Origin of the sequence: Lentzea flaviverrucosa (assembly GCF_003350445.1) — a bacterium.
In the GTDB taxonomy this organism is placed as follows: domain Bacteria; phylum Actinomycetota; class Actinomycetes; order Mycobacteriales; family Pseudonocardiaceae; genus Lentzea; species Lentzea californiensis.
On sequence record NZ_QQAU01000012.1, the window covers coordinates 270,936 to 290,709 of the forward strand.

21 protein-coding genes and 1 pseudogene are annotated in these 19,774 nt (G+C 69.2%); 8 read left to right on the plus strand and 14 right to left on the minus strand.

Annotation, left to right across the window (positions count from 1 at the left end; genetic code table 11):
* Positions 1-105: 105 nt before the first annotated feature.
* The 4 genes from DFR72_RS32235 to DFR72_RS32250 form a co-directional block, all read right to left on the minus strand.
* Positions 106-2,229 carry a dipeptide ABC transporter ATP-binding protein gene (locus DFR72_RS32235; protein ID WP_090068722.1) on the minus strand — a complete coding sequence of 708 codons (2,124 nt, stop codon included), beginning with the start codon at positions 2,227-2,229 and terminating at the stop codon, positions 106-108.
* Positions 2,229-3,206 (minus strand): ABC transporter permease, encoded by a 978-nt coding sequence (locus DFR72_RS32240; protein ID WP_211335602.1) that lies wholly within the window; start codon positions 3,204-3,206, stop codon positions 2,229-2,231. The genes DFR72_RS32235 and DFR72_RS32240 overlap by 1 nt, the downstream gene beginning before the upstream one ends.
* Before the next feature lie 16 nt (positions 3,207-3,222).
* Complete coding sequence (locus DFR72_RS32245; RefSeq protein ID WP_090068720.1) at positions 3,223-4,200, minus strand: ABC transporter permease; 978 nt, start codon at positions 4,198-4,200, stop codon at positions 3,223-3,225.
* Between the two features lie 401 nt (positions 4,201-4,601).
* Positions 4,602-5,429 (minus strand): cytochrome P450 family protein, encoded by an 828-nt coding sequence (locus DFR72_RS32250; protein ID WP_170176483.1) that lies wholly within the window; start codon positions 5,427-5,429, stop codon positions 4,602-4,604.
* On the opposite strand from DFR72_RS32250, the pseudogene DFR72_RS47990 reads away from it, so the two are divergent.
* Positions 5,322-5,609, plus strand: a pseudogene (locus tag DFR72_RS47990) (MarR family transcriptional regulator); the annotation flags it as partial. The gene DFR72_RS32250 and the pseudogene DFR72_RS47990 sit on opposite strands and share 108 nt — an antisense overlap.
* An 18-nt stretch (positions 5,610-5,627) precedes the next feature.
* Positions 5,628-5,762 (plus strand): hypothetical protein, encoded by a 135-nt coding sequence (locus DFR72_RS47585; RefSeq protein WP_256239451.1) that lies wholly within the window; start codon positions 5,628-5,630, stop codon positions 5,760-5,762.
* On the opposite strand, the gene DFR72_RS32260 is transcribed toward DFR72_RS47585, so the two are convergent.
* Positions 5,755-6,777 carry a hypothetical protein gene (locus DFR72_RS32260; RefSeq protein ID WP_090068714.1) on the minus strand — a complete coding sequence of 341 codons (1,023 nt, stop codon included), beginning with the start codon at positions 6,775-6,777 and terminating at the stop codon, positions 5,755-5,757. The two genes, DFR72_RS47585 and DFR72_RS32260, sit on opposite strands and share 8 nt — an antisense overlap.
* Before the next feature lie 238 nt (positions 6,778-7,015).
* Between DFR72_RS32260 and DFR72_RS32265 the strand changes: the two genes are divergently transcribed.
* Together DFR72_RS32265 and DFR72_RS32270 are read left to right on the plus strand one after the other, a co-directional pair.
* Positions 7,016-7,666, plus strand: a complete 651-nt coding sequence (locus tag DFR72_RS32265) for a response regulator transcription factor (RefSeq protein WP_090068712.1) — start codon at positions 7,016-7,018, stop codon at positions 7,664-7,666.
* Positions 7,663-8,931, plus strand: a complete 1,269-nt coding sequence (locus DFR72_RS32270; protein WP_090068709.1) for a HAMP domain-containing sensor histidine kinase — start codon at positions 7,663-7,665, stop codon at positions 8,929-8,931. Before DFR72_RS32265 ends, DFR72_RS32270 begins: the two co-directional genes overlap by 4 nt.
* On the opposite strand, the gene DFR72_RS32275 is transcribed toward DFR72_RS32270, so the two are convergent.
* Complete coding sequence (locus tag DFR72_RS32275; protein WP_245983700.1) at positions 8,888-9,415, minus strand: SgcJ/EcaC family oxidoreductase; 528 nt, start codon at positions 9,413-9,415, stop codon at positions 8,888-8,890. The genes DFR72_RS32270 and DFR72_RS32275 overlap by 44 nt on opposite strands.
* A gap of 83 nt (positions 9,416-9,498) precedes the next feature.
* On the opposite strand from DFR72_RS32275, the gene DFR72_RS32280 reads away from it, so the two are divergent.
* Complete coding sequence (locus DFR72_RS32280) at positions 9,499-9,876, plus strand: PH domain-containing protein (RefSeq protein ID WP_090068707.1); 378 nt, start codon at positions 9,499-9,501, stop codon at positions 9,874-9,876.
* 309 nt (positions 9,877-10,185) lie between these two features.
* Here DFR72_RS32280 and DFR72_RS32290 read toward each other — a convergent pair whose 3' ends face one another.
* On the minus strand, positions 10,186-10,617 hold the full coding sequence (locus tag DFR72_RS32290) for a DoxX family membrane protein (RefSeq protein WP_211335603.1): 432 nt from the start codon (positions 10,615-10,617) through the stop codon (positions 10,186-10,188).
* A 106-nt stretch (positions 10,618-10,723) separates the two neighbouring features.
* Positions 10,724-11,383: a winged helix-turn-helix transcriptional regulator gene (locus DFR72_RS32295; protein ID WP_211335604.1), complete on the minus strand. Its 660-nt coding sequence runs from the start codon at positions 11,381-11,383 to the stop codon at positions 10,724-10,726.
* A 139-nt stretch (positions 11,384-11,522) separates the two neighbouring features.
* Between DFR72_RS32295 and DFR72_RS32300 the strand changes: the two genes are divergently transcribed.
* The 3 genes from DFR72_RS32300 to DFR72_RS32310 all read left to right on the plus strand — a co-directional run bounded on the left by DFR72_RS32300 (position 11,523) and on the right by DFR72_RS32310 (position 13,538).
* Positions 11,523-12,623 carry an acyl-CoA dehydrogenase family protein gene (locus DFR72_RS32300; protein WP_170176504.1) on the plus strand — a complete coding sequence of 367 codons (1,101 nt, stop codon included), beginning with the start codon at positions 11,523-11,525 and terminating at the stop codon, positions 12,621-12,623.
* A 68-nt stretch (positions 12,624-12,691) separates the two neighbouring features.
* Positions 12,692-13,099, plus strand: coding sequence for a VOC family protein (locus DFR72_RS32305; RefSeq protein WP_090068703.1), 408 nt, complete (start codon positions 12,692-12,694; stop codon positions 13,097-13,099).
* A gap of 58 nt (positions 13,100-13,157) precedes the next feature.
* Complete coding sequence (locus DFR72_RS32310; RefSeq protein WP_170176505.1) at positions 13,158-13,538, plus strand: class I SAM-dependent methyltransferase; 381 nt, start codon at positions 13,158-13,160, stop codon at positions 13,536-13,538.
* On the opposite strand, the gene DFR72_RS32315 is transcribed toward DFR72_RS32310, so the two are convergent.
* Genes DFR72_RS32315 through DFR72_RS32340 form a run of 6 tightly spaced genes read right to left on the minus strand, consistent with a single transcriptional unit; the run spans position 13,535 to position 19,744 of the window.
* A complete protein-coding gene (locus tag DFR72_RS32315; protein ID WP_090068699.1) occupies positions 13,535-14,017 on the minus strand; it encodes a hypothetical protein in 483 nt (160 codons plus the stop codon). The two genes, DFR72_RS32310 and DFR72_RS32315, sit on opposite strands and share 4 nt — an antisense overlap.
* A gap of 38 nt (positions 14,018-14,055) precedes the next feature.
* Positions 14,056-15,768, minus strand: a complete 1,713-nt coding sequence (locus DFR72_RS32320; protein ID WP_090068697.1) for a DUF2264 domain-containing protein — start codon at positions 15,766-15,768, stop codon at positions 14,056-14,058.
* 31 nt (positions 15,769-15,799) lie between these two features.
* Positions 15,800-16,750, minus strand: a complete 951-nt coding sequence (locus DFR72_RS32325) for a hydroxyacid dehydrogenase (RefSeq protein WP_245983701.1) — start codon at positions 16,748-16,750, stop codon at positions 15,800-15,802.
* Complete coding sequence (locus tag DFR72_RS32330) at positions 16,747-17,574, minus strand: carbohydrate ABC transporter permease (protein ID WP_090068696.1); 828 nt, start codon at positions 17,572-17,574, stop codon at positions 16,747-16,749. The genes DFR72_RS32325 and DFR72_RS32330 overlap by 4 nt, the downstream gene beginning before the upstream one ends.
* On the minus strand, positions 17,574-18,449 hold the full coding sequence (locus DFR72_RS32335; protein WP_245983702.1) for a carbohydrate ABC transporter permease: 876 nt from the start codon (positions 18,447-18,449) through the stop codon (positions 17,574-17,576). The genes DFR72_RS32330 and DFR72_RS32335 overlap by 1 nt, the downstream gene beginning before the upstream one ends.
* Positions 18,446-19,744, minus strand: coding sequence for an ABC transporter substrate-binding protein (locus tag DFR72_RS32340; protein ID WP_090068694.1), 1,299 nt, complete (start codon positions 19,742-19,744; stop codon positions 18,446-18,448). Before DFR72_RS32340 ends, DFR72_RS32335 begins: the two co-directional genes overlap by 4 nt.
* Positions 19,745-19,774 lie beyond the last annotated feature (30 nt).

A 19,774-nucleotide genomic window follows, 5' to 3' on the forward strand; every position in this document is an offset into this window, starting at 1 on the left:
CCTTGGTACGTCGACTCACTGTCGTGAACCTCCCTCGTGCCCGGACACCAGTTGCCGGGGACACTGTTCCTTCGTGCTCGCAGGTCTGCTGAGGCGACGGATGCATCAGAGAACCTGACGGATCTGGGCGAAGTGGCAGGCCGCCTCGTGGTCCGGGGCCTGCGTTTCGCGCGGTGGTTCCACTTCGATGCACTGGCGCTGCTTCTCGGGAGGCAGCGACGCGTGCAGGAAGCAACGGGTCCGGAAGCGGCAACCGGACGGCGGGTTCGCCGGGCTCGGCAGGTCGCCGGTGAGGAGGATCCTCTCCCGCTGACGCTCCTTGACGGGGTCGGGGATCGGGATCGCCGACAGCAGTGCCTGCGTGTACGGGTGGCGCGGCGCCTCGAACACCGAGTCCACCTCGCCGATCTCGATGATCTTCCCGAGGTACATGACGGCCACCCGGTCCGCGATGTGGCGCACCACCGACAGGTCGTGTGCCACGAACAGGTAGGCCAGGCCCAGCTTGGACTTGAGCTCCTCCAGCAGGTTGATGACACCCGCCTGGATGGAGACGTCCAGCGCCGACACCGGCTCGTCGAGCACGACGAGCTTCGGTTCGAGCGCGAGGGCCCGCGCGATGCCGATGCGCTGGCGCTGACCGCCGGAGAACTCACCGGGGTAGCGCGACAGCTGTTCGGGACGCAGGCCGACGAGCCGCATCAGCTCCGGCACACGCCGGTTGATCTCGTCCTTGGAGTAACCGTGGACCTGCATCGGCTCGGCGATGCAGTCGTTGATCGTCAGGCGCGGGTCGAGCGACGCCATCGGGTCCTGGAAGACCACCGACATGTCGCGGCGGATCGCGAAGCGGCGCTTGGCGTCCACTTCGGACGACTTCGTGCCGAGCACGGAGATCTCGCCGCCCATGGGCTTCTGGAGGTTGAGGATCTCCATCAGCGTCGTGGTCTTGCCGCAGCCCGACTCACCGACGAGGCCGAGGGTCTCGCCCTCGCGGATGTCGAACGTGATGCCCGCGACCGCGTGCACGGTGCCGACGCGGCGCTTGAACACCACGCCCTTGTTGACCGGGTACTCCTTGACGAGGTTGTCGAGGCCCAGCACGACCTCGCGCTGCTCGCGCGGGATCTTCGCGACCTCGGGCTCGGCGGCCACCTCGGCACCGAAGATCTCGACGGCGGCCTCGGCGCCCTCGGCGTCGGTCGCGGCGATCTCGTTGGTGCGGATGCACGCGGCGGCGTGTTCAGCGGAACCGTCGACGTCCATCAGCGGCGGTTCGGCGGTGTGGCAGGCGTCGACGACCATCGGGCAGCGCGGCGCGAACGGGCAGCCGTCCGGCAGGTCCGTGAGCGACGGCGGCTGGCCCTTGATCGGCACGAGCGCCTGCTTCTCGCTGACGTCGAGGCGCGGGATCGAGCCGAGCAGACCGAGCGTGTACGGCATGCGCGGCTGCTGGTAGATCTCCTCGACCCTGCCCTTTTCGACGGCACGGCCCGCGTACATGACCATCAGCCGGTCCGCGAACCCGGCGACGACGCCGAGGTCGTGGGTGATGATCACGATGCCCGCGCCGGTGACCTCCTGCGCGGTCTCGAGCAGCTGGAGCACCTGCGCCTGCACCGTCACGTCGAGCGCGGTGGTCGGCTCGTCGGCGATGATCAGGTCGGGGTCGTTGGCGATCGCCATCGCGATCACCGCGCGCTGCCGCATGCCGCCGGAGAACTCGTGCGGGAACGCCTTGGCGCGCTCGACGGCGTTCGGGATGCCGACGAGGTCGAGCAGCTCGACCGCGCGCTTGGCAGCCGCCTGCTTGGACACCTTGCGGTGCACCAGGATCGCCTCGGCGATCTGGTCGCCGACGGTGAAGACCGGCGTCAGCGCGGACAGCGGGTCCTGGAACACCATCGAGACGCGGCGGCCGCGGATCTTCGACAGCTCCGCGTCGTTCTGGCCGATGAGCTCACGGCCCTGGAACTTGATGGAACCGGTGATGCGCGCCGAGGACGGCAGCAGGCCCATGACGGCGAGCGACGACACGGACTTGCCGGAACCGGACTCGCCGACGATGCCGAGGACCTCGCCGGGCGAGACGTGGTAGCTCAGGCCGCGCACGGCCTGAACACGACCGGACTCGCTCGGGAAGGACACGTGCAGGTCCTCGACCTGCAGGACCGGACCGTCGACGACCGGGTCCGCCGGTGCGTCGAACTGGAGCTCCGAGGTGGTCATCAGGCGGCCTTCTCCTTGGTGTCCTTCTTCTCCTTGCGGCGCACGCGCGTGGAGGTGGGGTCGAGCGCGTCACGGAGCCCGTCGCCGACCCAGTTCACCGCCAGCACGAACACGACGAGGAACCCCGCCGGGAACAGGAACAGCCAGGGGAAGGTCGTCGCGGACTCGGCGTTGCCGCCGATCAGGGTGCCGAGCGAGACGTCGGGCGACTGGACGCCGAACCCGAAGTAGCTCAGGCCGGTCTCGGCGAGCACGGCGGAACCGACGTTGATGGTCGCGTCGATGATGAGCAGCGACGCCATGTTCGGCACGATGTGCTTGGCGATGATCTTGCGCGCGGGCTGGCCCATGAACTTGGCCGCCTTCACGAACTCGCGTTCCTTCAGCGTCAGCGTCATGCCGCGCACGATGCGGGCGGTGATCATCCACTGGAACGCCGCGAGCATCAGCACCAGCAGGAACCACGACTTGCCGCGGAACCACGGGCTCAGGATCGCGATGATCAGGAACGACGGCAGCACCAGCAGCAGGTCGACGACCCACATGAGCGTCTTGTCGGCGACACCGAGGAAGTACCCGGCGGCCGCACCGACGATCGCGGCCACGGTGGTCGAGATCAGCGCCACGAGCAGGCCGATGATCAACGACTTCTGCAGCCCGCGCATCGTCAGCGCGAACATGTCGGTACCGATCTTGTCGGTGCCGAAGATGTGCTCGGAGTAGGGCGGCTCCAGGAACGCGCTGTAGTCCTGGGTGTCGTAGCTCCACTTCGACAGGAGCGGGCCCACGAACGCCATCAGGTACATCCCGAGGATGACCACCAGGCCGACCAGGGCCAGCTTGTTGCGCATGAAGCGGATGAACACGAGCCGGCCGCGCGTCATCGCCTTGCCCGGTTCGGGCGCGGCGTCGACTGGGCCACCGGAGGCGGCGCCGGTGGTTCCGGCGGCGTCCCCCTCGTTGAGGATCACGGTCACGTCGTCGTCACCTTGCCTAGTTCACGCGGATTCGGGGGTCGAGCGCGGCGTACAGCACGTCGGCGAGCCAGCCGGAGAACAGCACGCACACCGCGACGAAGAGCGTCACCGTGGCGGTGATGTTCGTGTCCTGCGCCGAGATGCCGGTGACGAGCCAGTCACCCATGCCGAACCAGCCGAAGATCCGCTCGGTGAACGTGCCACCGACGACGAGCAGGCCGAAACCGAACGCGAACAGGGTCGCCATCGGGATCAGCGCGGTGCGCAGGCCGTGCTTGAACAGCGCCTTGCGGCGGGTCAGCCCCTTGGCCTGGGCGGTGCGCAGGAAGTCGCTGCCGAGCACGTCGAGCATCGACGAGCGCTGGTAGCGGCTGTAGTAGGCGATCTGGCCGAGCGCGATCGCGAGCGTCGGCACGATCAGGTGCTGCAGCCGGTCGCCCAGGTGCTCGAACCAGTTGCCCTGGAATCCGGGTGTCGTCTCACCGACGAAGATCAGCACGTTGGTGCCGATCGAGTCGTTGATCCCCTGCGCGCCCATCTTCAGCAGCGTGCCCAGCACGAACACCGGCGTGGACAGCAGTATGAAGCTGAACAGGGTCGCGAAGTAGTCGCTGAACTTGTACTGCCGGATCGCGCTCACGACACCGAGCAGCACGCCGAACAGGATGCCGATCGTGATACCGAGCAGGAAGAGCCTCAAACTCACGCCGATGCGCCTGCCGAGTTCGTCCGTGATCGGGCGATCGGTGATCGTGCGACCGAAGTCGCCCTGGACCACACCGCCCATCCACGTGACGAACCGCTGCGGGATCGGCTGGTCGAGGTGGAGGTCTCTCTTCTTCGCCTCGATCGACGCCGCCGGCGGCGGTGGGTTGCGTTGTTGCAGCACCCCGATCGGGTCAAAGGTGGCGGAGGCCAACGTGAACGCGAGGAACGTCGCCACTAGGGCGAGCACCACGTAGTTGACCAACCGCCGCAACAGAAATCCGGCCACCCGTGTTCAGTCCTCTCCCCGGTGGTTGCGACATCGGCACACTGGATTGCAGTGGACGAGTTGCAAGAGATTAACCGCCGATCTGGCGGACCGCTGCCCACCCCCACCAATACGCGGAGGCCCACTGACCGGGCCATAGTCACCCATGCGTGGAGGAAAGGTCGGCCGAACTGCCACATCAACAGTTGACTCTCGCCAATTGTGTGCCGAAGCGTGACCATTGTGCGGCCGGATCGCCGTATTCACCGTGAAGTTCTGTCTCACCTCGGATGGATGTGACGCATCCGGGTGAATGCAATCACCGGAAGACGTGGGACAAGCAGCGCAATGTGATCATAAACCGGGCATCACTCTCTGAAGCACCTCGGACCTGGACGGTTACTGCATCGATAAGGAGCAGGTCAGGCCTCCGTCCAGCGGACCGGGAGCTGAGCCACCCCGCCGACCAGCTGTTCCGTCCTCCTGCTCAGCGTGGACAGGTCCCCGGCTAGACCGAACGCCGTGAAGCGCGTCACAAGGGCTTCGAGGGTCTCGGCCAGTTCGACCCTGGCGAGCGGCGCGCCGACGCAGGACCGGAAGCCGTGGCCGAACGACAGGTGCGGGTTGGCGACGGGCAGGACGACGGTCGAGACGGCCGGGACGGCATCCGGGTCCTCCGGCGTCTGCCACTGGCCGGGGTGGATGCTGAGCAGCATCACAGCGCGGTCGATCGCGGCGACAGTCGATCGCGGCGACGGTCGTCTCGTGGCCCGCGAACAGCAGGCCGGCGCTGAGCTGCGCGATCTCCTGCTCACCGGCGTCCGGGTGCTGCCGGGGTCATGCGGGCTGATGACGTCGTCCGCCGGGACTCCCAGCAGCTCGCAGATCACCAGGACCGGCAGCGGGAACGACACGGCTTTGCGGAAGTCCGCCGGCTGACCTTGTCGCACCAGGTCGTCCAGCAGGTCGTTCACCAGATGACGCACTCGTGGACGCATCGACTCCATGCGCTTCGCGGAGAACTCCGGAGCGAGCATCCTGCGCATCAACGCGTGCTTCTCGATTTCCTGCTGCGCGGTCGCTTTGTGCGGTTTGCCGAGGACCACCGAGCTGGTGAACCTCGGCGCGTTGTCCGGGCCCGGGTGGCCGCGGCCGAGCCTGCGGTCGGCCAGCAGCGCCTTGACCTGGTCGTAGCCGGTGACCAGCCAGGCCTCGTCCCCGGCCCGCGTGGGTACGCGTCTGATCGCCATCTTCGCCCCCGAGATGGTCCGTCGTGTACGACGCGTCGTGTCGAGGGGGCCGCGACGGTCACGGAACTGGCCCGGCGGCTGAGCCTGTCGCACTCCACGACGTCCGGGATCGTCGACCGCCTGCAGGCGCGGGGACTGGTCAAGCGCGAGACCGACCCGAAGGACCGCCGGTACACGAGGGTCGAGGTGACCTCACCGGTGCAGGGGTACACACGGGAGATCTCGGAAGGCCCCTACGGGCGGCTGACTCGGGTACTGGCGGAGGCCACGCCGGCGGAGCGCAAGACCGTGCTGGACGGGTTGGAGACGCTGCGGACGCTGCTGGCTAGGTGAGGCGCCAGAGACGGCCGCCCGCGATCACGAAGACCTGGTCACCGGCCTTCTCCACCGCCACGACCGCGCCGGACGGGCCGTTCGCGGGCCGTTCGTCCTTCTCCGACACCAGCTTCACGCCACCGTGGTCGACGAACAACGTCGCGACGCCGTTGACGGACACGGGCGCGGCGAGCTTGTCGTCGTCGCCGACGGGGATCTCCGGGGTGGTGAGCTTCTGCCAGTCCGGGCCCGACCACCAGGCGAGCTCGCCCTTGCTGCGCCCCACGACGTGGCAGGTGCCGTCCCAGCAGCGGGCGGCCAGCGCGGCGTCGCCGTCCGGGAGGGCGGCGGTGGTCCAGGTGGTGCCGTCGAACCGCCAGACCGCGGCGCTCACCACACCTTTCGCGATCTGCCAGCCGACGACGAGCGCGCCGTCGCCGTCCGGGGTGACCGCCAGCGGGAACCGGAGGAGTTCCTGCGAGCTCTCGAGGACGGTGCCGGCGGACGGTTGACGGGTCCAGGTGCCGTCGGCGTAGGTCCAGGCCGCGATGTCGAGGCCCGCCTTCGCGCTCTGCCAGGTGCCGATGACCAGCGGCCCCTTCGCGGTGCGCACCGGGCCGATCAACTCGCCCGCGCCGTAGCCGCCGAACGTGCTGAAGGCCTGCGGTTTCTCGTTGATGGCACGGGTGTCGCCGGTCCAGGCGCTCCAGCGGACGTTGCCGTGCGCGCCACCTCGTTCGCCGCCGACGCCGGTGATCGTGGTGCCGTCGGAGGTGAGGCCGTACCAGTGCGCTTCCTTGCCGTACGGGGTCGCCGGGGTCAGCCTGGAGTTGGACAGCGTGCCGTCCTTGGTCCGCGTGACGAGCTCCGGGTGGTCGGACGGGCGGGTGCCGATGACCAGCATGTCGCCGTGCGTGGCCAACGCTTCGGGCGTGGCCGTCAGGTCGACGGCGGTGAAACCGACGGCGTTGTCCGCACCGCCTGAAGAGCAGCCGGTGAGGACCAGCAAAACCGCGAGCGTCAGCCTGCGCATGCGGGCCAGTATGACCACATGCGGCAGGCCGGCGAGTACGTGTGGGCGGGCTGCGCGCGTACCGGTTCGGCATCAAGCGATTCCGACCGTTCGAGGACGACGCCACGTCGCGGCCGCACCGGTGGTGCCGCTGGGTCCGGCCGAACGCGTCGACGGCGAGGTCACGGCCGGGTCGATGGAGTTCAGCGGCATCCGGCTGCGGAACGCCCTCCCCCGATCAGTGGAATGATCTCCGCCCATGCGGGTGCTGCTGGTGGAGGACGACGAGCCGATCGCGGAGTCGTTGACGCGCGGGCTGTCCCGCTACGGGTTCGAGGTCCAGTGGGTGCGCACGGGTGCGGAAGCGCTGACGGCCGGGGATTTCGCCATGGTGCTCGTCGATCTGGGGCTGCCCGACATGGACGGCCTGGACGTCTGCCGTGAGCTGCGGGCGCGCGGGGACGTGCCGATCATCGTGATCAGCGCGCGGTCCGACGAGGTCGACCGGGTGGTGGGGCTGGAGATCGGGGCCGACGACTACGTCACCAAGCCGTTCGGGGTGCGTGAGGTCATCGCACGGATGCGAGCGGTGCTCAGGCGCGTGCAGCCCGCCCTGCCCGAACCGGAGACGCACGGGCGGGTGCGGATCGACCGGCGCGCGCGGCGGGTGCACCTCGACGGGGGCGAGGTCGAGCTGACGCCGAAGGAGTTCGACCTGCTGGCGTTCCTGGCCGAGGAGCCGGGCGCGGTGTTCACGCGCGAGCAGATCATGGAGGCGGTGTGGGACGAGAACTGGTTCGGCCCCACCAAGACGCTCGACGTGCACGTCGGGGTGCTGCGCCGCAAGCTCGGTGACGCGGCCTCGCTGGAGACCGTGCGGGGCGTGGGGTTCCGGCTGGTGCTCTCGTGATCCGCCAGCTCGTCTGGAGCTACGTGCTGCTGGTGGCGGTGGCGATCGCGGCGTTCACGGTACCGGTGGCGTTCACGCTCAACCAGCAGCTCTACGACGACGCCGTGAACACCGCGCGGCGCGAGGCCGACACCGCCGCGTTGTTGCTCGCGTCCGGCGACACGAGGTCGTTGAACGCCTTGGTCGACGCCTACGAACGCCAGACCCCCGGCCAGATCGACGTTCTCGAAGCCCAGCCCGAGTCGAAGGTCTGGGACGACGAGGGACTGGAGCTCACGGTTCCGGCGACGACGACGGACGGCACGGTCGTCGGCGCGATCCGGCTGTCCTATCCGGACGATCAGATCACGCAGAGGCTCTGGCAGATCTGGGGTTTCCGCGCCGCGCTGGCCGTGACCGTGCTGATCGCGGCGGCGTTCCTGGGAGTGTGGCTGGCGAAGCGGGTCACCCGGCCGTTGCGCGAGCTCAACGTGATGGCGAGCCGGCTGCGCGACGGCGACCTGGCCGCGCGGGCCGAGGAGACGGGGCCGCCCGAGACCCGCACGCTCGCCCGCACCCTCAACACCGCCACCGAGACGATCGGCACGCTGGTCGGCTCGCAGCGCGCGTTCATCGGCGACGCCTCGCACCAGCTCCGCACGCCGCTGACCGCCTTGCGACTGTCGTTGGACAACGTCGCCGACGGCGTCGACGACCCGACGGTCCGCGAGGACGTCGAGATGGCGACGGCCGAGGTCGTGCGGATGTCGAGGCTGGTCAACGGTCTGCTGGCGCTGGCACGCGCCGAGGCGGACGTCCCCCACCCCGAACCGGTGCAGGTGCTCGACGTCGTCGCGGAGCGGTTCACGGCGTGGCGTGCCGCCGCCGACGAACGCTCGATCTCCCTGGTCTCCGAAGGCTTCGACATCCGCGTCCTCGCCACGCCGGGGCACCTCGAGCAGGTGCTGGACAACGTGCTGTCCAACTCGCTGGAGGTGTCCCCGGACGGCGCGACGATCCTCGTCCGCACTACGAGGCCAGGCCTGGTGGAGGTCATCGACGCCGGCCCCGGCCTGCCGCAGGCCGACCGGGCGCGGGCGTTCGACAGGTTCTGGCGCGGCCAGGGCCTCACCGGCAAGGGCGGGTCCGGCCTCGGCCTCGCGATCGTGAAGCAGCTCGTCACCGACGACGGCGGCGCGGTGTCGCTGGAGGCGGCGTCCAGCGGCGGGTTGTGCGTGCGGATCAGGCTCGCTCCGGCATCGCCGACGAGTGGTGGTTCACGATGAGCCACTTCCCTTCGACCTTCTCGTAGACGAACGTGTAGCGCGCGTCGACGGTCGACGGGGTGCCGTCCTTGGTGAGCGCGAACCGGTAGGTGCCCGCGTCGATCGCGTCGTCGGCGTCGAGGACGGCGACGTGCGAGTCGAGGATGGTGCCGCTCGGCTTGTTCCGCAGGAAGTGCTCGAAGTAGTCGACGATCTCGGCCCGCGTGGACCGCACCTGGTTCGACACCGTGGGCAGCAGAACCGCGTTCGGAGCGTAGCGATCGGCCACCTTCTGAGGGTCCCCCGTTGCGAGGGACGCGTTCCAGTCGGCGAACAACGCCCTGACCTGTTCGGTCGTCGGCCGCTCGTCCGAACCCGTGGCCGTCTGCGCTGGGGCGCTGGAACATCCCACGAGCAGGGCGGTCGCTCCGGCCAGTCCGGCAGCTCCGATGAAGTGCTTGCGCATCGTGTCGTTCTCCCCGATCGAGTGGCTGTTGAGATCCACTTTCGAGGTAGGACCGGAAACGTTCGGACAGGAGCAGCCCAGTACCGGGACAAGCTTCGGGAAAGCCTGGTAAACGTGGACGTATGGGACTTCTCAGCGGAATGATGGGGAACGCGTCGAAGCTCGACCCGCGGGACGCCGTGAAGGAGTTCGGGCGGCTGCTGGCGCAGGGGGAACAGGTCCACGCGGCGTACCAGCTGGTGCGCGATTCGTTCCTGTTCACCGACCGGAGGCTGATCCTGGTCGACAAGCAGGGCATGACGGGCAAGAAGGTCGAGTACCACTCGGTGCCGTACAAGGCGATCACGCAGTTCTCAGTCGAGACGGCCGGTCACTTCGACATGGACGCGGAGCTGAAGATCTGGATCTCCGGCGGCGACGCGCCGATCTCCAAGCAGTTCGGCAAGGGCGTCGACGTCTACGAGGTGCAGGCGCTGCTGGCCACGTTCACGGCCCGGTAGCACCGGCTGCGAACCGATCACGACGGCGATCTCGGCCAGCGCCACGAGCAGCGCGGTGACCACGTGGCCGGTGTCGAGCAGCAGGTTCGCCGCGGTCAGGGCCACCTGCGTCACCCGCCCGCGGAGCAGCACTCGCAGGACGGCGGTGGCGCAGCGGGTGGTGGACATCTTCGCTCCCCTTCAACGTTTCCGGCTCTCGCAGAAACGTCGAACGGCGGCCGCCGAAATCGACCGGGCAAGCCCAGAAGAGTTGTCGCACAACGAAAGTCCCCCGCAGGCACAGGGCCTGCGGGGGATTTCCGTTGCGGCCTAGCGGGCCTGCAGCATCGGGCGGAACTTGTCGCGGTACGCCCAGGCGAGGCCGATCTCGGCGGCGACCACGAGGAGCGCGATGACCATGCTCGAGGGCTCCAGGAACAGGTGGATCAGGAAGATGTTCACGACCATCGGCGCCAGGATCGCCAGGGCGAGCGGCACGAACCGGCCGGCGACCAGCAGCACGCCCGCGACGACCTGGACGCCCGACGACAGCTGCAGCATGTAGCCCGTCGCGTAGAGCGCCGTCGTGAACGCCACCCCGGCGGGCGCCATCGTGCTCGGATCCGGTGCGGGCATGAAGTTCAGGAACCCGTTCAAGCCGGTCACGGTGAACAGCAGGCCGGTCAGCACGCGGGTCACGAGCGTGGCGTGGCGGGCGGCGGCCGACTTGCGGGAGACGGGGGCGGCGGTCGTGGCGGTCATGTCGAGTTCCTCCTGGGCTGTCGTGTCCTTCCACTGATGTGTCGAACGGGCACCAACCCGGATCGACACGACGGCCCAGAAACTTTGAGAAACTTGTTTGCGCTGGTCAGGACCGCGCAGCCCGCACGTGCTCCGCGACCGGGCTGAGCTTCAGCCACTCCGGGAGGCCGCGCACCACCCAGCGCGTGCCGGTCAGCTCGATGGTGCCCGCGCGCACCGCGTCGAGCAGTTCGACCTCGCCCTCCCACATCCGGAAGAGCGTGGCGATGTCGGACGCCAGCACCGCGTCGACCTCCAGGCCGGGGTCGGTGTAGCAGATCGAGGCGTCACCGGGTTCGACGACGAGCCAGAACGTGCGGCGCCGGTCGTTGATGCGGACCTCGATGTTCGCGCGCTTGCTCAGCGTGCCCGTGTCGATGCGGCCGTGCATCCACCACATCAGCACCTCGGGGTCGAGCTCGTCGGCGCGCGGATCACCGAACGCGTAGCGGGCGCCCCAGTCGGCGAGGCCGAACACCAAGGGGCGCAACGCCTGCCCGGCCGGCGTCAGCGCGTAGCCGTCGCCGGTGCGCTGCACCAGACCGGCGTTCGCCAGCTGCCGCAGCCGCCGCGACAGCAATGCGCGCGAGAGTCCCGGCAGGCCTCGGGAGAGCTCGTTGAAGCGCGAGGCACCGACGAGCATGTCCCGCACGATCAGCAACGTCCACCGGTCGCCCAGCACCTCGACGGCGCGGACGATCGGGCAGTACTGCGCATACGTCCTCACAGGGGAAGTCTCCGTCTCGGCGGGGGTTTCGTTACCGCCGTCCGGTTCACTTTCAGAACTACCCGCGGGGCTCGTGCGTTCTTACGTTTGTCGCATGACAACTCTTGATGCACCACGGGTGACCAGCACATTCCCCACCGTGACCAGAGACGGCGACGACAAGTTCGCGGAGATGGCCGCACGCATCGGTGCCATCGCGGCCGCCAACGCGTCCGGGCACGACCGCGACGCCACGTTCGTGAGCGAGGCGTACGAGGCCATGCGCGAGGAGGGCTACCTGGCGTTGGCCGTACCCGAGGAACTGGGCGGGCTCGGCGCCACGATGCGCCAGGTCTGTTACGCGCAGGCCGAGCTCGCGCGGTACGACGGCGCCACCGCGCTGGCCGTCACGATGCACCTGTACCTGACGCTGATGCAGGGCTACCGCCGCCGCAAGGGCGCACCGGACGCCGAGGGCGTGCTGCGGCGCGTGGCCGCGGAAGGACTGGTCATCGCGACCAGCGGCGGCTCGGACTGGCTGTGGCCCACGACGACGGCGACGCCCGTGGACGGCGGTTTCCTGGTGAACGGGCGCAAGACGTTCTGCAGCCAGTCTCCGCGCGCGAACGTCGTGGCCACGTCCGCCGTCCTCGGTGAGGAGGTGCTGCACTTCAGCGCCCCGCTGAACGCCGACGGCGTGCGCATCGAGGAAACGTGGGACACGCTCGGCATGCGCGGCACGGCCAGCCACGACGTGGTGCTGGAGGACGTGTTCGTCCCGGCCGAGAAGATCGCCGCTCGCCGGCCGTACGGCGAGTTCGGCGCACCCCTGTTCGCCGCCGTCGTCCATTTCGCGCCGGTGTGCGGGGCGACGTACTTCGGCATCGCGGCGGGCGCGCGGGACGTCGCCGTGCGGTCGACTTCGAAGAGCGCCACCCGGCAGATCGGGCTGATGGACTACAAGCTGCGCACCGCGTGGTGGTCGCTGATGGGCTCGATCGACGAGCTCGGCGAGGACTACACGGCCAACGCCGAGTCGACCACCACGGTGATGCTGGCCAAGCGCCACGCCGTCGTGGAGGCGATCGAGGTCGTGAACGTCGCGATGGAGGTCCTCGGTGGACGGTCGTTCTTCCGGCGCTCACCGCTGGAGCGCGCCTACCGCGACGTGCGGGCCGGGACGTTCCACCCGCTCACGCCCGAGGCCACACTCGTGTACGCGGGCAAGGTCGCTCAGGGTGACCCGGGAGTCACTGAATAAGTTCAAGTTGTCGGTGTGCCAAGGGTTTGCGAGGATTCGTGTCCGTCTTCCCAGAAGGAGCGATCCCGGTGGCCACTCGTCTCAACCCGTACATCAGCTTCGACGGTCAGGCCCGCCAGGCGATGGAGTTCTACCACTCGGTCTTCGGCGGAGAGCTGAAGATGAATACCTTCGGCGAGTTCGGCATGCAGGACACGCCGCAGGCCGACCAGATCATGCACGCGCAGCTGGAGACCGACCTCGGCTACACGATCATGGCCGCCGACACGCCGCCCGGCATGGAGTACCAGTCGGGCTCCCGCATCACGGTGTCGCTGTCGGGCGACGAAGAGGTGCTGCGCGACTACTTCACCGCACTCGCCGACGGCGGCAAGGTCGGTACGCCGCTGGAGAAGCAGATGTGGGGCGACGAGTACGGCGACCTCGTCGACAAGTTCGGCGTGAACTGGATGGTCAACATGGGCGGTCTCGGCTGACGTCGCGGCGGGGCCGCGGGAGTGGCCCCGCCCGCCGCGCTGACGCATGATGTCGACCATGAGCGAGCGTCTGCGAAGTGTGGTCGGCCAACTCGCGATCCGGCCCGGTGACCGGGTGCTGGAGATCGGCTGCGGCCAGGGCGTGGCCGCCACGATGGTGTGCCAGTTGTTGTCCACCGGCACGCTCACCGCGATCGACCGCTCCACCAAGATGATCGAGGCCGCGACCCGACGCAACGCGGAGTACGTGGCGTCGGGCAGGGCCGAGTTCCTCATCGCGTCGCTGGAGGACATGAACCTCGGCGACCGGCGGTTCGACCTGGTGTTCGCGGTGCGGGTGGGGCTGTTCCACCGCGATCCCGCCCGCGCGCAGGCGTTGCTGGAGCCGTGGCTCGCGCCGGACGCTCGCGTGTTGTCGTTCTACGACGTACCCGTCTAAATGCGGGCGAACAGGTCCGTGATCAGCCTCTTCGACGGCTCGACGCCCGCGGGCGACATCACCTCGATCTGGGTCTTGCCCTTGCGCGCGGCCACGGTGTGCTGGGCGGTCTCGGCCCCGCCCGCGCTGGACTCGTAGGCCTCGTCGAACAGGCCCTCGACGGCCTTCGCCTTCTCCGGCTTGCCCTTGGCGAACGTCGCGGCGGTCGCGTTGGTGGTGAACCGCACCTCGACCGGCATGCCGGCGCCCACGTAGTTGCACGTCGTCACGGTCTTGTCGACGCTCTCCCGCTGGCCCTGCAGCCTCAGGTTGAGCGCCTTGCCCACTACGGAGGAGTTGGCGTTCGCGCAGTTCGGGCCGTTGCCGGCGGGCTGCTCGACCGTCGTCTGGGTCGCGGGGGCCTGCGTCGGGGCGGCCTGCGGCTCGGACGTGCAGGCGGCGAGCAGGAACGCGGCGGCGGCGAGGAGGGTGATGCGCACACCTCTTCATCGAGCCCGCCGCCGCCGCGTTACCCGGTTCAGGCGTCCAGGGTCAGCCGGAGGACCTCGTCGACGCGGGCGTTCCAGTCCGCTTCCGCGACGGAGCCGTTGAGCACCGCCACCGCCGCGAGGGTCGCGGTGCCCTCGACGTCCGCGGTCAGCACGGGGACGTTCGTGGTGGTGACGAACGCCGTGCCCTGCGGCGCGGGCCGCGAGTCCGTGCCCGTCCAGCCCCGCACACCGACCAACGGCGACGGCAGGTCCGTGGCCCAGCCGGTGAGCTCGGCCCTCGTACCGGGCGGTGCGCCGATCACGCGGTGGATGCGCAGTTCCTGGTCGTCCCAGACCGCCGTGACGCTCTCGATCCGCAGGCCCGGCACGGTCGGCTGGTTCGCGTCGAACACCGGGCGGTGCCAGGAGGCGGCCCAGTTGTCCCGCGCGCCCAGCGGGTGGATCCGCCTGCGCACGCTGCGGTCACCCCTGAAGACCAGGCTGATGTGGTTGTCGGCGATGTTGTGCCGCGCGGTCGGGCCGCTGGCCGTCGAGTAGGCGAAGCGGCTGTAGAGGGGATCGTCCTCGGTCGCGTACTCGCCCTCGAACGGCCGCACGTGGTCGCTGCCGTGGTTGTGCAGCCGCGTCACGCCGCCGTGCCGCTGGATCAGCAAGCCCGGGCCCGGCAACGCGAGCGCCCGGTCCTCCTCCGGGGCCTCCTCCTGCGCCGTCCACAGTGGATGGTCGGGGCCGGCGAGCAGGCAGACGAACGCCTTCGACGCCCAGTACGGCGAGGCCGGGCCGGAGTAGACCTGCAGGCCGGCCTCGTGCGGGCCGTGCCAGCCGAGGCTGAGCAGGCCGTCGGACAGCGATCCCCTGTCCAGGAAGTACCGGAGGGTCTGGCTGATGAGCCGGCGGGAGTGGCCGGGACTCAGCGGCGTCTCGCCGGTGAGCGCGCCCAGCGCCACGGCCGACGCGGCGGCGAAGCGGTAGGTGAGCGACCGTCCGAAGTAGAGCGGGGCGCCGTCCGCACCGAACAGCAGGTGGAAGCTCTCCAGGTGCTCGCGCAGGTGCGTGGTGACCGGCTGACCGTTCAGATGCGCGTCCAGCGCCGGGTAGAGGTGCAGCGCCCAGCCGTTGTAGTGGTCGAACGCACGGCCGTCGCCGTCGGAGTACCAGCCATCGCCGACGTACCAGCCCTCCAGCAGTTCCATCGCACGGGCTTTCGCCTGACGGGTCTCGTCGTCACCGCGTCCGGCCGACTCCAGGAACGACGCCACGGTGTACGGGAAGAAGTACCAGTTGTTGGCGGCGGGAACGCGTCGCAGCGACTCCCTCAGCCAGGCCTCGGCGCGGTCCTGCACCGCCTCCGGGAGCTCGTCCCAGAGCCACGGCTTGGTGAGGCGCAGGCCCAGCGCCACGGAGGCCGACTCGACCATGGGCTGGCCGACGTCGAAGATCGCGGGCCACTCCCCCGCCGTGCCGGCCGCCAGCCCCGCGGCGTAGCGCTCCAGCCAGTTGTGCGGGTCCTCGCCGTGCGCGGTGCGGAAGGCGGCGGCGAGGAACGTGCGGGCGTACCCCTCCAGGCCGTCCGACCGGACACCGCTGCGGGACGGGCGGCCCGGCAGGTCGAGGAAGGCCTGGTCGGGGGACGCGTACCGCCAGGCGGCGGTGAGCAGGCCGTCCGCGGCGGCCACCCAGTGCTCGCGGGTGAGGCCGGTGCGGGGGCTCAGGACGTGGTCGGGGTCTGGCAGCTTCACGCGGTCTGGTCCCTTCGGTCGTCTGGCAGCCTCACGCGATCTGCTCTCTTCTCTCCGCCGGCACCGGGGTCGCGAACGGCTCTCCCGCCACCCACCGGCGGACCTCGTCGACGGCGTGGCGGCCGAGACGCCCCCACTCGTTGCCCTGCGAGCCCGCCAGGTGCGGCGTGATGAGCACGTTGTCGTGGCGCCACAGCGGGTGGTCCACCGGCAGCACCTCCGGGTCGGTCACGTCCAGCACCGCCCGGATGCGGCCGACCTCCGCGACGAGCGCGTCCTGGTCGACGACGGCGCCGCGGGCGGTGTTGATCAGCACGGCGTCGTCGCGCAGCAGGGCCAGCAGCTCGCCGCTGACCAGTCCGGTGGTCTCCGGCAGCAACGGCGTGTGCACGCTGACAACGTCGCTGCGTTCGAACAGCTCGGTGAGGCTCACGGACTCGGCACCGTCCACTTCGGTCACGAACGGGTCGTGCACCAGCACGTGGAAATCGTAGGGCGCCAGCAGCTCGATCACCCGGCGGCCGATCAGCGACGCGGACAGGATGCCGATCGTGGCACCGAAGTTGCCCACCGAGGCGGGCACCCCGTACACCGACATCCGCTTGGTCTCGCGGTAGTCGCGGGCGCGTTCGAGCACCCGCTTGCCGCTGAGCAGGATCATCGCGACGGTGTACTCGGCGACCGGCAGCGCGTTGGCCTGCGCGGCCGACGAGACCGCGATGCCGCGTTCCCAGCAGGCGTCGGTGACGAAGCCCTTGACGGAGCCCGCGGTGTGCACGATCGCCTTCAGGCGGGGCAGCCGCGCGAGCACCTCGGCGGTGATCGGCGGGCAGCCCCAGCCCGTGACGAGCAGGTCGACGTCGGGGACGTCGGCGAAGCCGGGGCGGACGCCCGCGAAGTCGCAGACCGCCCGCAGGTCGTGGAGCACGGGCGTGAGAACGGCGTCGGCGGCCTCCGCCGACATCACGCCCGCGGCCCTCACTTGACGGCTCCCGCGGTCATGCCGGCCTTCCAGAACCGTTGCAGCAACATGAAAGCGAGGATCAGCGGCAGCACCGCGAAGAGAGATCCCATGATCACCACCGGGTAGTATTCGGGAGAGACAGTGGCCGAGCTGTTCCACTGGTAGAGGCCGAGGCTGACGGGGTAGAGCAACTGGTCGGACAGCATGACCATGGGCAGGAAGAAGTTGTTCCAGATCGTGGTGAGCTGGAACAGGAACAGCGTCACCACGCCCGGTCCCAGCATCCTGAAAGCGACCTTGAAGTAGGTCGCGAGGTCGCCCGCGCCGTCGATGCGGGCGGCCTCCAGCACCTCGTCCGGCACGTAGCCCTGCGAGAAGATCCGTCCGAGGTAGACGCCGAACGGGTTGAACAGCGCCGGGATGAACACCGCCCAGAACGTGTTCACCAGGCCCACCTCGGACGCCATCAGGTACAGCGGCAGCGCGAGCACGGTCTGCGGCACCATGACCGCCGCGAGCACGAGCCCGAAGAGCTTCTCCTTGTGACGGAAGGCGTACTTGTCGAACGCGTAGCCCGCGGCGATCGAGATGAACGCGCTGACCCCCGCGCCGGCCACGGCGTACAGCAGGCTGTTGAGGTACCAGCGCGGGTACAGGCCCTTGTCCATCGCGAACAGGTTCTTGACGTTCTCCACCAGGGAGAAGCCGCCGAACAGGTCGCTGTTGAACAGGGCGTCGACGTTCTTCGTGGCGGCGAGCACCAGCCACATCACCGGCAGCAGGGTGTAGAGCACCGAGACGCCGATGACCACGTTCACCGTGGTCCGGCCGAGGAGGGTCATCAGGCGGCCTTCCTGTTCGTCCAGCGGGTGACGCCGTAGGACAGCGCGACCGTGAAGGCCAGCAGGACCACGGACGCGGCCGCGGCGAGGCCGTAGTTGTTGCGGGTGAAGGCCGCGTCGTAGATGTACATGCTCGGCGAGAACCGGGCGCTGATCATCGGGGTGGACTGGCTGAGCAGCACGGGTTCGGTGAACAGCTGCAGCGCCCAGATCAGGGTGAAGATGCCGACCGTGACGATCGCGCCGCGCACCAGCGGGGCCTTGATCCGCAGGGCCTGCTTGACCGGGCCCGCACCGTCCACGACGGACGCTTCGAGGACCTCGCGCGGCACGGCCTGCAAGGCGGCGTAGAAGATCACCATGTTGTAGCCGAGGTTGCTCCACAGGGCGATGTTCACGATCGACGGCAGGACGGTGTCGATGCCGAGGAAGCTGATCTGGACGTCGGCCTTGGCGAACAGGTCGATGATCGGGCTCAGGCCGGGCGTGTAGAGGTAGAGCCAGATCAGCGCCGCGATGATGCCCGGCACGGCGTGCGGCAGGTAGAGGCTCATCTGCGCCCAGCTGCGCAGCTTCGCCACGCCGGAGTCGAGCAGCAGCGCGAGGGTGAGCGCTCCGGCGACCATCAGCGGGATGTAGAGCAGGCAGTACAGCACGACGGTGAGCAGGCTGCCCAGGAACGTCGGGTCGCTGAGCACGGCGCCGTAGCTGCGCAGGCCGACGAACACCGTGCTCTCCGGGCCGAAGCCCAGTCCCGGCTGGTCGGCCGCGAAGAAGCTGAGCCAGACCGCCGTGCCGGTGGGGATCAGGAAGACCGTGACCAGCAACAGGAAGAACGGCGCCATCAGGACGGCACAGGCGAGCTTGCCCTTCACCGCGCACCCTCCTCAGTGGACAGTCCGAGCGCCAACAGGTCGGGCATCGTGCCGCTCTGGGCCTCTCGCACCGCCTCGATCAGCGTGCCGACACCGGCGCCGGCCTTCGCGAACCCGTCCTGCATCACCTTGAGGGTGGCGGTCATCCGCGGGCCCCACACCCAGCCGTCGCGGATCTTGTCCGCCTCCTGCTGGAAGAGCCGGTAGATGTCCTGGCCGCTGTAGTACTCGCCGGGGAACGCCTTGGCGCCCGCCTCGACGAGAGCCGGCGCCACCGGGTACTGGCTGCTGGTGCCGCTCTTCAACCGGGCCGTCAGCGCGTCCGGGTGGGTGCACTGCCACTCGATGAACTCCATCGCGGCCTCGGGCTCCCGCGAGTCCTTGGTGACGGCGAACGTCGAACCGCCGTGCGTGCCGACGACCTGCTCGTCCCAGACCGGCACGGGGGCGATGCGCCACTTGCCCTTCTGCGCGGGCCTCGCCCGCATCTGCGCACCCGCGTCCCACGCGCCGCTCAGCCTGGTGATCACCCGGTCCTGGCCGATCTGCGCGTCGTGCTGCTTGCTGTCGCCCGCGTTGCGGAACACCAGGTCCTCGTCGATCAGCCCCTGCCAGTAGGCGGCGACCTTCCGGGTGGGCTCGTCGGCGAGGGACACGCGCCACTTGCCGCCGCTGGTGTCGAACCACTGCGCGCCGGCCTGCCAGGCGTGGCAGGCGAACTGCGTGCCGCCGTCCGTGGGGAACAGCGTGAGCCTCTTGTCGGGGAACCTGGACCTCACCGTCCGCGCGAGGCCGGCGAACTCGTCCCAGGTCGTCGGGACCTGGAAACCGTTGGCCTGGAAAAGGTCCGCGCGGTAGTGCAGGACCATCGGCTCGACGTCGAGCGGGACGCTGAACACCCGGTCGTCGAACGTCGTGAGCTTGAGCGCCTGCGGCAGCAGCCTCTGCTTCAGCCGGTCGGTCACGAGGTCGGTGATGTCCCTGGCCACGCCGTCGATCGCGTAGCCGGGGACCTGCGGGTACTCGATGGTGGCGATGTCCGGTGCGTTGCCCGCGCGAGCCGCGTTGCTGAGCTTGGCGTAGCCGCCCTGCCCACCGGAGGGGATCTGCTGGAAGACCACCCTGATGCGGTTCTGCGAGGAGTTGAACGCGTCGACGACCTGCTGACTACCGCGCAGGGCCGACCAGAACGTGATCTCTACCGGACCTCCGGCACCGCGGCGTTGCGGAGTGGAGCAGGCCGCCAACGGTGCCGTGAGACCCGCCGCGAGAAGTGTGCGACGACTCAGGCGCATGGATCGCATCCTGATCGCCTGATCGCTTTG